Below are 11,727 nucleotides of genomic sequence, written 5' to 3'. Positions count from 1 at the left end.
TGTCACGGGTCGCGGCGCCGCAGCGTGACCGCGCCGGCGGCGAGGGCGGCCGCGACCCACGCGAGCAGGACCAGCGCCGCCGGGCCGGGCGCCAGCGTGCGGGCCGCGTCGCCGCCGCCCGGCAGCGCGTAGAGGGCCTGCGCCGCCGCCACGGGCACGCACCGCACGACGTCGTCGGCGACGGACGCGGGCAGCGCGGCGCCGAGCAGCGCGGGGAGCACGAGCATCGACAGGACGTACACCGTGATCGCCGCCGCGGTGTGCCGCAGCAGCGCCCCGATCCCCAGCCCCAGCAGCGCGAGCGCGACGGGCGCGGCGGCGGCGCCGAGCGTGGCCCGCACCAGCCCGCCGTCGCCGAGCGGGTACCGGTGCGCCTCCGGCGTGAGCGCGTGGTTGACGAGCAGCGAGCCGGAACAGACCAGCAGCATCAGCGGTACCGTCGCCGCAGTCAGCACGGCCGCCTTCGCCCACAGCACCGGCAGCCGCCGCGGGACCGCCGCGAACGTGGCGCGGATGAGCCCCGAGCCGTACTCGCCGGTGACCATCAGGATGCCGAAGACGCCGAGCAGGACGGAGAACACGTCGATCGCGAGGAACACCTGCCCCGGCGCCGGATGTTCGGCGGTGGCGCCGATCGCCGCGGCCAGACCGACGGCGAGCGCCCCGACGACGGCGAAGACCACCCAGGTCGAGCGCAGCGCCCAGAGCTTGCCCCACTCCGCATGCACGATGTTTCGGTACCTCACGATGCCACCCCGTACTCGACGCTCTCCCGGGTCAGGTCCATGTACGCCTGCTCCAGCGACGCCCGCTGCGGGGTGAGCTCGTGCAGCGCGATGCCGTGCCGGGCCGCGAGCTCCCCGATCGCGGCGGCCTCGACCCCCTCGACCTCGAACGTCTCGGTGTCCCGGGCCCACGTCGGCTGCGGCAGCAGGGCCTGCAGCTCCGCGGCCCGGGGCGAGCGGACCAGGCACCGGCCGCCGTGGACCAGCTCGGCCAGGCTGCAGTCGGCGAGCAGCCGCCCCGCGCCGACGACGAGCAGATGGTCGGCGGTGAGCGCCATCTCGCTCATGAGGTGGCTGGAGACGAGCACCGCGCGGCCCTGGGCCGCGAGGTCGCGCAGGAGTGTGCGGACCCACAGCACGCCGTCCGGGTCGAGCCCGTTGACCGGCTCGTCGAGGATCACGACGGCCGGCTCGCCGAGCAGCGCCGCGGCGATCCCGAGCCGCTGGGACATGCCGAGCGAGAACCCGCCGGCCCGCCGGTCGGCGACGCCGCCGAGCCCGGCCTGCTCCAGTACCTCGGTCACGCGCCGCTCCGCCAGGCCGTGGGTGCGGGCCAGGCCGAGCAGGTGCTGGCGCGCCGTCCGGCCGCGGTGCACGGACCGGGCCTCCAGCAGCGCGCCGGCCTCGCAGAGCGGGGCGGCGTGGTCGCGGTACACCCGGCCGTTGATCGTCGCCGTTCCGCTCGTGGGCCGGTCGAGCCCGATCATCATCCGCATCGTCGTGGACTTCCCGGCCCCGTTCGGCCCCAGGAACCCGGTGACGAGCCCCGGTCGCACGGTGAAGCTCAGCCCGTCGACGGCCGTGGCCGCCCCGAACCGTTTCGTCAGCCCCTCAACCTCGATCATGCCCCCGACGCTAGGGCGTTTCCGGGCGCCGGGAATCCGTCCGAGGTCGAGCGTGCGGCCGGCGCGGGGTACGACTCAGGTCGTACCCATGCTGATGACCACCTTGGCCCGGGCGTGCTCGATCTCCAGGTAGCGCACCGCCTCGGCCGCCCGCGCGAACGGGAAGGTGCGGTCCACCGCCGGGGCGACCTCGCCGGACTCGAGGTACCCGCGCAGCGTCTCCAGGCCGCTCGCCGGGGTCGGCGGCACGTCGGGCATCGGCCGCACCCGCCGGTCGCCGAAGCGGGCGGCCAGCCGGGCCCGGATCACCAGGGCCATGGGGCCGAAGACGCGCGGCCGGCCGCCGGCCGAGGTGCCGCCGCCGCTGAGCACCAGGCGGCCCTGCGGGGTCAGGGTCTTCTTGAGGTCGCCGAGCGAACGGTTCGCGACGAGGTCGAGGACGACGTCGTACCGCCGGCCGGAGCGCGTGAAGTCCTCGCGGGTGTAGTCGATGACGTCGTCCGCGCCCAGCTCCGTGACGAGGCCCAGGTTCCGGGTGCTGCACACGCCGGTGACGGTCGCGCCGAAGGCCTTGGCCAGCTGTACCGCGAACGTGCCGACGCCCCCGGAGGCGCCGTTGATGAGCACCGTCTCGCCGGGCCGGACCTGGGCCATGTCCTGGAGCGCGACGAGGGCCGTGGTACCTGCCAGGGGTACCGCCGCCGCCTGCTCGAACGTCAGGCCGGCCGGTTTGTGCGCGAGATAGTCGAGGGGGACCCGGGCCAGCTCGGCGAAGGCGCCGTCGTGCTCGCGCAGGTCGCCGTAGACCTCGTCGCCGGGCGCGAAGCTCGTCACGCCCGGCCCGACCGCCTCGACCACGCCCGCGAAGTCGCTGCCGCGAACGGCGCGCCGCGGCCCGCGGGGCCCGAAGCTGGCCGGCAGCGCCAGCCGCGCCAGGTAGGGGTCGCCGCGCATGATGTGCCAGTCGCGGGCGTTGACGGCCGCGGCCCGCACCCGGACGAGGACCTCGCCCTCGCCGGGCACGGGCGTCTCGACGTCGACGAGCCGCAGCTCCTCCGCGGAGCCGTACCGTTGCTGCGCAATCGCTCTCATACCGTCGATGGTGGCCATCGGGGGCGCGGCGTTCATCGGAACTTGGGCCGCGGCTTTCCCGTACTTTCGGCGGCGGCCGGTAGGACCCTCGCTACCGCCGCGCGGTCACCGTGAGCCGGCCGTAGGCGATGACGTGCGGGCCCATCGTGAACGCGGCCACCGCGGGCGGCGTGCTCGCGGGCAGGGCGAGGCTGGGTGTGTCGAGGGCGTACACGGTGATCTCGTAGTGGTGCCCGACGTCCCCGGCCGGCGGGCAGGGGCCGAGGTAGCCGGGCGCGCCCGCGTCGCCGGTGCCGTCGACCGTGCCGGCCGGCTCGGCGGCGTCGAGGGTCCGGGTGCCGGCCGGCAGGTCCCACGCCAGCCAGTGCCAGAAGCCGCTGCCCGTCGGGGCATCCGGGTCGTACATTGTCACGGCGAGGCTGCGCGTGCCGGCCGGCGGGCTCGACCAGCGCAGCCGCGGGCGCGCGTTGGTGCCGGCGCAGCCGAACGCGTTCGCGAACATGTCCGCCGGGAACTTCCCGCCGTCGCGCACGTCGGGGCTGGCGACCGCGAACCGCGCGGCGCCGTCGGGGATGCCGCGGCGGACGGTGTGGTACCCGAAACCGCCGCTCGTCTGGTGCGCGGTCGCGGCGGTGGCGGACCCGGCGAGCAGGGCCCCGGCGCCGGCGAGGATGGCTATGAACCTTCTCATGCCGTTCAGCCTTTCCGGGCTTCCTGGTCCGTGGGAGATCGCGTGGAACCTGGTACCGGCGGTGCCACCATTGGCGCATGACGACGCAGCTCGGCGACTTCCTGCGGGCTCAGCGCGCCCGCCTCACGCCGCACGACGTCGGGCTCCCGGGCGGACCGCGGCGGCGCACGCCGGGGCTGCGGCGGCAGGAGGTGGCGGAACTGGCCGCGGTGAGCGTCGACTGGTACATCCGGATGGAGCAGGGCCGCGCCGGCACCCCCGGCACGGCGGTCCTCGACGCGCTCGCGGCGGCACTGCGGCTCTCGGAGGCCCAGCGCCAGCACCTGCACCTGATCGCCCGCGGCGAGGCCCCCGCGGCCCGCCACGAGCCGGCGCCGGTCGCCGCGTCGCTGCTCGCGGTGCTCGACGGGATGCCGCTGCTGCCGGCGTACCTCGTCGACTTCCGCTTCGACGTGCTGGCCTGGAACGCCGCGGCCACGGCCCTGTTCGGCGCGGACTTCGGCACGGGCCTGGCCGCGAACACGGCGCGGCTGCTGTTCCTCGGCGAGGGCCCGCGCCGGACGCAGCTGGACTGGGAGTGCGTCGCCCGCGAGACGGTAGGCAACTTACGCGCCAACCGCGCCCGCCACCCGGACGACGGCCGCCTGTGCGAGGTGATCGACGGCCTGCACCGCGAGAGCCGCGAGTTCGCCGCCTGGTGGGACGACCACACGGTGCACGAACGCACCCACGGGACCAAGCGCATCTGGCACCCGGCGGCGGGGGTCATCACGGTCTGCTACGACGCCTTGGCCACGCTGGACGGCTCGGGGCAGCTGCTGTTCACCTTGACCCCGGCTACGCCCTCGGACGCGGACGCCCTGCGGACCGTCCTGACCCACCACACGGGAGCCGTGCGCAGCGTCTCGTGAGCGATCGCGCATCCCGTCGCCCGTCGCCCGTCGCCCGTTGCGTGGGGCTCGGTGGGCGATTGCGCAGCCGGTTGACAGCCGCGCGAGGTCTGGTGCGCATTGCGTGCAGTCTCTTGAGCGATTGCGCAACCATTGCCCATTGCGCGCGGTCTGGTGAGCGAAACGCGCCGTCTGTTCGTTGTGCGCGCGTTCGAGTGAGCGATTGCATGGTCCATTGAGCGATGTGTGCGGTCTCTGATCGATTGCGCGGTCTCGTGGGCGGTTGCGTAGCTCGTTGCCCGTTGCGCGCGGTCTGGTGAGCGATTGCGGGTCTGTTCGTTGTGCGCGCGTTCGAGTGAGCGATTGCATGGTCCATTGAGCGATGTGTGCGGTCTCTGAGCGATTGCGCGGTCTCGTGGGCGGTTGCGCAGCTCGTTGCCCGTTGCGCGCGGTCTGGTGAGCGATTGCGGGGTCTGTTCGTTGTGCGCGCGTTCGAGTGAGCGATTGCATGGTCCATTGAGCGATGTGTGCGGTCTCTGAGCGATTGCGCGGTCTCTGAGCGATTGCGCAGCTCGTTGCCGGTTGCGCGCGGTCTGGTGAGCGATTGCGGGGTCTGTTCGTTGTGCGCGCGTTCGAGTGAGCGATTGCGCGGCCTGTTGACAGTCGCGCGGTCTGGTGTGCGTTGCGCGCGGTTTCGTGAGCGGTTGCGCGGTCTGGTGCGCGTTGCGCGCGGTTTCGTGAGCGGTTGCGCGGTCTGTTCGTTGTGCGCGCGTTCGAGTGAGCGATTGCGTGGTCCGCTGAGCGATGCGCGCGGTCTCTGAGCGAATGCGCGGTCTCGTGAGCGTTGCGCGCATTCAGTGAGCCCGATGTGCGTTCGTGCGCGTTGTGAGCGGTTGGGCTGCGGCCGGATGCGTGCCTCAGGCTCAGGGGAGTGCGCAGAGTGCGCTCAGACGTCCGGTCGCCGTTGTGCCGGGCTCCCGGGACCGGGCGCCCGCGCGGCTAGGCGCGCGGCAGGACCGCGGTGACCGTCCAGCCGCGGACCGGGGCCGGGCCGGCCGAGCACGTGCCGCCGAGCAGGCCCGCTCGCTCCATCATGCCCAGCAGGCCGAAGCCGCCCGACGTCGCCGGTCGGGGCGGGGCCGCCTCGCCGTCGTCGGTGACCTGGAGGCGCACCGCTGCGTCGTCCGCCACCACGCTCACCTCGATGCGCGTCGCGTTGCGGGCGTGGCGGCGGGCGTTTGTCACCGACTCCTGGGCGAGGCGGAACACGGCCGTGCCGATCGGGGCCGGCAGGTCCTCGATGTCGCCGGTGATGGCCACGTCGACGGCCGGGCCCACGCGGTGTGCGCCCGCCAGGCCGTGCAGGTCGGCGAGGCCGGGCGTGGGGGCGAGCTCGGCCGGCTCGTCGGTGCGCAGGACCCGTACGATCCCGCGCATCTCGGTCAGGGCCCGCGTCGCCTCGGCCTCGATGAGGCGCAGGGCGTCGGTGGCGGCGTTGGGGTTGAACGGGGCCGTGGCCAGGCCGGCCTGGGCGCGGATGATCATCGCCGAGACGTGGTGGGCCACGGTGTCGTGCAGGTCGCGGGCCAGGCGCTCGCGCTCCAGGAGCTTCACCTGGTCGAGCTCGCGCAGGCGGAAGCGCGCCCGGTACCGCACCGCCGCCCCCAGCGCCGTCACCGCGAACAGAATGCCGAAGCCGGCGAGGGTGTCGTCCGGGCCCGCGTGGCCGGCCAGCCACCCGACGGCCAGCTTGGCGGTGATGATCGCGGCGCCGAGCACCGCCTGGCGGCCCGAGCCCCAGCGCGTCAGCGCGTAGCCGAGGAACAGCACGAACACGAAGCTGTTCAGGCCGAGGTCGAGGCCCGTGACGAACGGCGCGACCCCGCACGCGCCGAACGCGAACGCGACGGCCAGCAGCGGCCGGGTGCGCCGGATCAGCAGCGTCGGCAGGACGACGAGGGCGACCGCGCCCGTGAACCAGCGGTACGGCAACCCGGGCCGCAGCAGCACCTCCAGCACCACCGCGGCCGTGAACCCGGCCAGGAGCACCCAGTCGCGCCACACCCGCCCGGGGGCGTCGGCGGGGCCGGGTTCGTCCCAGAAGGATCGGAGCTTGGCGAGCATCGTGTCAATGGTATGGGGGTGGCGGGCGGGGCGGATCGGTCCAAAGTACGACTCGACGTTGTGCCGGTTTTGTCCGGTGTACCGCACGCGCGCCCGATTGCCGCGCAACGTACGCATCGGTCCCGCCGTTATGTGGCCTTTGACCCGCTATGTTCGTATTAACTGGTAGGCGTGGGGGGCTACCACCTGGGGATCGATTTCGGCACGGCCCGCACCGCCGCGGTGCTGGCCCGGCCCGACGGACGGCGCGAGCTGCTACTGCTCGAGCCGTCCGCGGTGTGCCTGGACAACGCGCCCCACTTCGTCGCCGGCGTCGCCGCGTGCGAGGCGGGCGCGGCGAACCCGGACCGCTTCGAGCCGGGTCGTTCGCGGCGGGCGGCCCGGCCGTTTCCAACTGGGCGGCGTCGGAAACTTCCAACTGGGCACCGTCGGACGGGTCGGCGGCGGCCGCCGAGGCGTCTCCCACGGACGATCCGTGGGAGACGCTGAAGCGCGAGAGCGCCGCAACCCCGGCGCCCGCCACGCCCTGGCGCACCGGCACGGCCGCCGCCCCGCGCAAGTCCGGCCGGGTGCTGTACGACGCCCGGGCCACCGCCGCCCCCGCCCCGGTGGCCCCGCCCCCGGCGGTCGCCGCCGCCGAGCCGGCGCCCGCCAAGCCGAGGCAGCTCGAGCCGTGGGAGATCCGGGCCGAGCTGTGGGCCCTGGAACAGGACAAGCCGTGGCGCTTCGAGAAGGAGCTGAAGGCGATCCGCGCCGAGTGCCGGGCGGCGGAGATCGAGGCGCGTACGGTCCGCGCCGGCCTCGTCTCGATCGCCAACGAGGTCATGCGGCTGCGCAGCGAGATGGACCTGGCCGAGACGGACCTGAACGCGGCGGGGATCGGGCTGCGCGCGTCCGGGGCCGGGCCGGACGTCTTCGAGGCGGAGCTCGACCTGATGGTGACGAAGTTCCGGACGGTGCGCGCGGCCGAGGCCGAGCCGGAACCCCAGGTGGGGGAGTGCGTCGCCCAGAGCGCCGAGCGCGCCACGGTCGTCGACTGCGACGCCCGCGGCGCGTTCGAGATCACCAAGCAGATCCCGAAGGCCGAGCGCTGCCCGGACGTCGACCAGCCCTTCGTCATCAAGGATGACGCCCAGTCCTGCCTTGTCCCGGTCCCCGCCGGCCGCCGCTGAACGGGGGCTACGGCACGGTCTTCTCGATCGCGGCCGGTCCGAGCTCGTCGAGCTCGTGCTGGGCGCGCCGCACGTTGTCCGGCGTCGGGTCGCGCCCCTCGGCCACGGCCAGGTCCTCGGCCGTCCACTCCTGCTCCGCCCCGGTGCGGGCAGGGCGGTCCCCGGACGCGTCGACCGTGCGCGCCGCCGCCGGGTTCCCCGAGATGATGGGTGTGTTGTCATCCATACCGCGGCTGTACCCGCCCGAGCCCCGCCTATGCCCTGTGGCACCCTGACCGGTATGGCGACCTTCGTACTGATTCCCGGCGGCTGGCACGGCGCTTGGGCGTACCGCGCGGTCGCCGACGCCCTGCAGGCCCGCGGCCACACGCCGGTGCCGGTCACCCTGACCGGCGTGGGCGACCGCGCCCACCTCGCCCATCCGGCCGTGAACCTGGACACCCACATCGACGACGTGCTGGCCTGCCTGGACCAGGCCGACCTGCACGACGTGGTGCTGGTCGGCCACAGCTACGGCGGCATGGTCGTCTCGGGCGTCGCCGACCGCGCCCCGCAGCGCGTGTCGGGCCTGGTGTACGTCGACGCGTACGTCCCGGCCGACGGCGACTCCTGCTGGACCCTGACCACTGACGCGTTCCGCGAGGTCTTCGCCGCGGGCGCGAAGGCCGACGGCTACTCGGTGCAGCCCCCGCCGCGGCTCGACCCGAGGGCCACCGCGCACCCGCTCGCCTCCCTGCTCCAGGCGATCCGCCTGCGCCACCCGATGCGCCACCGGCGGGCCTACGTGTACATGACCGAGTGGCGCGCGAGCCCGTTCACCCAGCTGTACGAGAAGCTGCGCACCGACCCGGAGTGGACCGTCCACACCATGCCGACGAGCCACAACGTCCTGACCACCATGCCCGCCGAGCTGGCGGAGATCCTGCACCGCACGACCGATCCCGCCGCGGGTCGCGGCGGGATCGGCGGCGGACAAGGTCAGCCGATGAGCTGGTAGACCGGCTCCGGGCACTCGATGGCGCCGGCCGGGGCGGTCACCGGGTCGATCGAGCCGTACTCCGTGAAGGTCACCTCCATCGCCAGGTTCTCGTCCACCGAGGCCCCGTCGATGGTGAACACGGTGAGGCGGTTCTGCGCGTCGACCGTCGCCGTGAAGGGCAGCGTCTTCGCGCCCTCCTTCTTCGCCGCGGCCGACGTCGGGGCCATGATGCCCTTCACCGTGGTCACGTCGATGGTGCCGGTGTAGTGCGTCTTGTCGGCGCGCTTGACGTCGGCGGTGTTCGAGAGCAGCTCGACGATGCCCACGTCCATCTTGCCGGCGGCGGTCAGCGGGATCTGCGAGCCCGTGATCTTCGAGCGGTCGACGTGCATCCACGCGGCCGGGTCCATGCCGTAGTGCTCGTTGATGGTGTCGCCGAAGTCGGCCTTGATGTACAGCTCCGGCGCCAGGATCGTGTAGCCGACCGAGAGGTGGGTCTTGCCGTCGCCGAGGCCGAGGTCCACGTCGCCGCCGATGGTCAGCACCGCCTTGCCGGCGGCCGGGTCGACGCGGCCCCCGCCGGTCATGACGCCCTGTTTGAGCGCGACGTTGTACGCGGTCGTGTCGAGGGTCTTCACCGCCTTCGTCAGGGCTTCCTGCGGCGGTACCGCGGCGGCGTTGTTCACGGCCTTGGCCGTGCCCGTCGTTCCGGTGCTGATCGAGGTCTCGCAGCCCGCCAGGGAGGCGAGCGCGAGCGCGCCGACGAGCGCGGCAGTTATGTGCTTCATGATGTATGTCCTCCAGGTAAGGCCCGCGCGAGCGTGGGCTACTGGAGAGTAGGAAGGGCCGCGCCGCCGCGACTACGACGCGTCCCACAGTGTCGGGAAGCGGCGGCCGATCGGTCGCCTAGCTTGCTCGTCAGCCCGCAGCGCGACCGTCGCCGTCGCCAGACGCGGCCGCGTCCCGGGGTTTCGCAGATCTGGGACTGCTACGGCGGGGGCGGCACCCAGTCCAACCAGGTCTGGAGCCTGCGCTAACGACTCAGGGGCAGCCGTCGGCCAGCTCGCGCAGCTGGCCGGCGGTCCAGCGCTCCTCGCCGTGCCGGTTGACCAGGACCAGTTCGGCGACCGCGGGCCGGCCGCCGGGGCAGAGCGTGTCGGCGGCGGCCGCCCGGTGCCGTGGCTCGTGCAGCAGCTTGACGAACCCCGGGCGGTCGAGGTCGTGCTCCGGGCGGGTCGGCTCGAGGTACACCACGAGGACCAGCCCCTCGGCGGGCGCGGGCCGGGCCGGCAGCAGGCGGTCCCCGGTCACGGCGGCCAGCCGGTACACCCGCTTCCCCGTCGTGTCTGTCAGCGTGGGCGTCCGGTCGTCCAGCCGCAGGTGCACGTCCGGGTCGTTGCGCAGCAGGTTCGCGGCCAGCTCCAGCTCCCGGCGGAACGGCAGCTGGTCGGCGGCCGGGGCGGCCCCGGAGGCGTTGCGCAGCACCCCGGGCAGCGCGTCGGGGTTCTCCACGCGGCCCGAGCCGGTGATCTCCTGCACCTCCGGGATCAGCTGGCCGGCGACGACCAGGTCGAGCGCGGCCAGGAGCAGCTGGCGGTCCGCCGGCGTGAGGCTCGTCCGGCCGTGGACCATCGCGTCGGCGGCGCCCAGCAGCACCGTCTGCAGCGCCGGGTCGAGCTCCCGGACCAGGGGCGAGTACGCCGGGTCGAGCTGCACCGCGGCGAGGCGCTGCCGGGGGCCGGGGTCGAGGCCGTCCAGCGCCGGGCAGTACACCTGCGCGTGGTACAGCGCGTGGGCGGCCGCCTCCCGGAACCGCATCGAGGCGGTGGTCCTCGACTGGCCCGGGTCGAGCACGCCGAGGTGCGTGGCCCGCGGCTCCATGCCCGGGGTCACCGTCGCGATCACGGTCGCGTCGCAGGGCGCGGTGCCCGCGTTCGTCACCTTGACCGTCCACGAGCACTGCCCGCCGCCGCAGCCCTCGTCGTCGGGCTGGGACACGAACCGCGGCGCGGTCAGCCGGACCGAGTCCTGCGTCGCCGGCGGCGGCGGCGCGTCGGCGGCCGCGGCCCGGTCCGGCGGCGGGAGCACCTGACCGACCTGCTCGGTCACCTTCGCTAGGGTGGCATCGTCCGGTGTGGACAGTGTGACCCCGACGTACGGCGGCACGTTGTTCGGCTGGTAGGCGGGGACGAAGTTCGGGGCGGCCGCGCGGCCGGGGTTCCAGGCCGCGGGCTGCAGCGGCCCGAAGCCGGTCAGGTGCCCGCCGAACCAGACCACCGAGCGCGGCTCGGCGCGGGTGAGCAGCAGCAGCCAGCTGTCGTTGTCGACGATGTCGGCGTCGCGGCCCTGCCACGGTACGGTGCCGCCCGTCTTCGGATGCCCGGCCGCGGCGAAGCGCACCGACTCGGCCAGGCCCTTGGGCGTGAGCGCGCGGGTGATGTCGATCGGCAGGATCAGCCCGTCCTTGGGCAGGATCCACTTGTCGGCGAGCGCGGACGCCTGCGCGGGGGCGCGCCGCGACCACCAGGCGGCGTCGGCGCGCACGACGGTCCGGGTGCCGTTGGTGCGCACCTCGGCCCGGCCGCCGCCCGGGTCGGTGACGAGGCCGGTGCCGAGCCCGGCCGCGGTGACGGTGAACTCGGCGTCCACGAGCGTGCCGTTGCGATCGCCGAAGGTCAGTTCCGCATGGGTACCGCCGGATGCCGCGATCGCCTTCACCGCCGCGGCGACGCCGGCCGAGGGATCGTCCCCGGCCGCGTGCCGCCCGGCGAACACGATCACCACGACGGCGGCGACGGTGAGCGCGAGGACCCAGGCGGCGAGCGCGACCGGCATCCAGGATCGCCGGGCCGGCGCGGCCGGACGGTGCGAGACCGGCGGAACCGGCCAGATCGGCGGGGCCGGCGGAGCCGTCTCGGGCTCCTCCTCGTCGGCGTCCGCGTCCGGCGGCGCCTCGGCGTAGCGGGACGGCGGGGACGCCCACGGCGAGGGGGCGTCGAACGGCGACGGGTCGGCCGGCCGCGCCCACGGCGACGGCTCGTCCGGTCGGTCGCTCATCGCCCCTCACCCTCGGTCACCGAACGTCATCGATGCACTGCGCTGCGATGGTACTCCGGGGACCTTGGAACGGGATGGAACGCGGGCGAGGA

General features: G+C 74.1%; 11 protein-coding genes. 3 read left to right on the top strand and 8 right to left on the bottom strand.

Annotation, left to right across the window (positions count from 1 at the left end; genetic code table 11):
• Nucleotides 1-2: 2 nt before the first annotated feature.
• From AB0B76_RS43760 to AB0B76_RS43745, 4 genes are all read right to left on the bottom strand, one after another.
• Nucleotides 3-746, bottom strand: a complete 744-nt coding sequence (locus AB0B76_RS43760; protein WP_360387220.1) for a hypothetical protein — start codon at nt 744-746, stop codon at nt 3-5.
• Nucleotides 743-1,630 carry an ATP-binding cassette domain-containing protein gene (locus AB0B76_RS43755; protein WP_360387218.1) on the bottom strand — a complete coding sequence of 296 codons (888 nt, stop codon included), beginning with the start codon at nt 1,628-1,630 and terminating at the stop codon, nt 743-745. The genes AB0B76_RS43760 and AB0B76_RS43755 overlap by 4 nt, the downstream gene beginning before the upstream one ends.
• 75 nt (nt 1,631-1,705) lie before the next feature.
• Nucleotides 1,706-2,722 carry an NAD(P)-dependent alcohol dehydrogenase gene (locus tag AB0B76_RS43750; protein WP_360387215.1) on the bottom strand — a complete coding sequence of 339 codons (1,017 nt, stop codon included), beginning with the start codon at nt 2,720-2,722 and terminating at the stop codon, nt 1,706-1,708.
• A gap of 91 nt (nt 2,723-2,813) precedes the next feature.
• A complete protein-coding gene (locus AB0B76_RS43745) occupies nt 2,814-3,413 on the bottom strand; it encodes a YbhB/YbcL family Raf kinase inhibitor-like protein (RefSeq protein ID WP_360387212.1) in 600 nt (199 codons plus the stop codon).
• 77 nt (nt 3,414-3,490) lie between these two features.
• Between AB0B76_RS43745 and AB0B76_RS43740 the strand changes: the two genes are divergently transcribed.
• A complete protein-coding gene (locus AB0B76_RS43740; protein ID WP_360387209.1) occupies nt 3,491-4,324 on the top strand; it encodes a helix-turn-helix transcriptional regulator in 834 nt (277 codons plus the stop codon).
• Between the two features lie 978 nt (nt 4,325-5,302).
• Here AB0B76_RS43740 and AB0B76_RS43735 read toward each other — a convergent pair.
• A complete protein-coding gene (locus AB0B76_RS43735; protein ID WP_360387206.1) occupies nt 5,303-6,427 on the bottom strand; it encodes a histidine kinase in 1,125 nt (374 codons plus the stop codon).
• A 320-nt stretch (nt 6,428-6,747) separates the two neighbouring features.
• Here AB0B76_RS43735 and AB0B76_RS43730 point away from each other — a divergent pair, with 320 nt between their 5' ends.
• Nucleotides 6,748-7,599: a hypothetical protein gene (locus tag AB0B76_RS43730; RefSeq protein ID WP_360387203.1), complete on the top strand. Its 852-nt coding sequence runs from the start codon at nt 6,748-6,750 to the stop codon at nt 7,597-7,599.
• 7 nt (nt 7,600-7,606) lie between these two features.
• On the opposite strand, the gene AB0B76_RS43725 is transcribed toward AB0B76_RS43730, so the two are convergent.
• Nucleotides 7,607-7,825: a hypothetical protein gene (locus AB0B76_RS43725; RefSeq protein ID WP_360387388.1), complete on the bottom strand. Its 219-nt coding sequence runs from the start codon at nt 7,823-7,825 to the stop codon at nt 7,607-7,609.
• 54 nt (nt 7,826-7,879) lie between these two features.
• Between AB0B76_RS43725 and AB0B76_RS43720 the strand changes: the two genes are divergently transcribed.
• Nucleotides 7,880-8,596 carry an alpha/beta hydrolase gene (locus AB0B76_RS43720; RefSeq protein ID WP_360387200.1) on the top strand — a complete coding sequence of 239 codons (717 nt, stop codon included), beginning with the start codon at nt 7,880-7,882 and terminating at the stop codon, nt 8,594-8,596.
• Here AB0B76_RS43720 and AB0B76_RS43715 read toward each other — a convergent pair.
• Both AB0B76_RS43715 and AB0B76_RS43710 read right to left on the bottom strand, forming a co-directional pair.
• Complete coding sequence (locus AB0B76_RS43715; RefSeq protein ID WP_360387197.1) at nt 8,578-9,366, bottom strand: hypothetical protein; 789 nt, start codon at nt 9,364-9,366, stop codon at nt 8,578-8,580. The genes AB0B76_RS43720 and AB0B76_RS43715 overlap by 19 nt on opposite strands.
• A gap of 253 nt (nt 9,367-9,619) precedes the next feature.
• Complete coding sequence (locus AB0B76_RS43710) at nt 9,620-11,635, bottom strand: hypothetical protein (protein ID WP_360387194.1); 2,016 nt, start codon at nt 11,633-11,635, stop codon at nt 9,620-9,622.
• Nucleotides 11,636-11,727: the final 92 nt, after the last annotated feature.

It is taken from the genome of Dactylosporangium sp. NPDC049140 (assembly GCF_040648435.1).
Note: the sequence above shows the minus strand (reverse complement) of the source record. Positions and strands in the feature narration are given on the sequence as shown.

What these genes read in the sequence shown, in the direction of transcription:
- AB0B76_RS43750 (WP_360387215.1), bottom strand. Translation starts at nt 2,722, where the DNA reads ATGAGAGCGATTGCGCAGCAACGGTACGGCTCCGCGGAGGAGCTGCGG.
- AB0B76_RS43725 (WP_360387388.1), bottom strand. Translation starts at nt 7,825, where the DNA reads ATGGATGACAACACACCCATCATCTCGGGGAACCCGGCGGCGGCGCGC.
- AB0B76_RS43710 (WP_360387194.1), bottom strand. Translation starts at nt 11,635, where the DNA reads ATGAGCGACCGACCGGACGAGCCGTCGCCGTGGGCGCGGCCGGCCGAC.
- AB0B76_RS43740 (WP_360387209.1), top strand. Translation starts at nt 3,491, where the DNA reads ATGACGACGCAGCTCGGCGACTTCCTGCGGGCTCAGCGCGCCCGCCTC.
- AB0B76_RS43715 (WP_360387197.1), bottom strand. Translation starts at nt 9,366, where the DNA reads ATGAAGCACATAACTGCCGCGCTCGTCGGCGCGCTCGCGCTCGCCTCC.
- AB0B76_RS43755 (WP_360387218.1), bottom strand. Translation starts at nt 1,630, where the DNA reads ATGATCGAGGTTGAGGGGCTGACGAAACGGTTCGGGGCGGCCACGGCC.
- AB0B76_RS43735 (WP_360387206.1), bottom strand. Translation starts at nt 6,427, where the DNA reads ATGCTCGCCAAGCTCCGATCCTTCTGGGACGAACCCGGCCCCGCCGAC.
- AB0B76_RS43720 (WP_360387200.1), top strand. Translation starts at nt 7,880, where the DNA reads ATGGCGACCTTCGTACTGATTCCCGGCGGCTGGCACGGCGCTTGGGCG.
- AB0B76_RS43745 (WP_360387212.1), bottom strand. Translation starts at nt 3,413, where the DNA reads ATGAGAAGGTTCATAGCCATCCTCGCCGGCGCCGGGGCCCTGCTCGCC.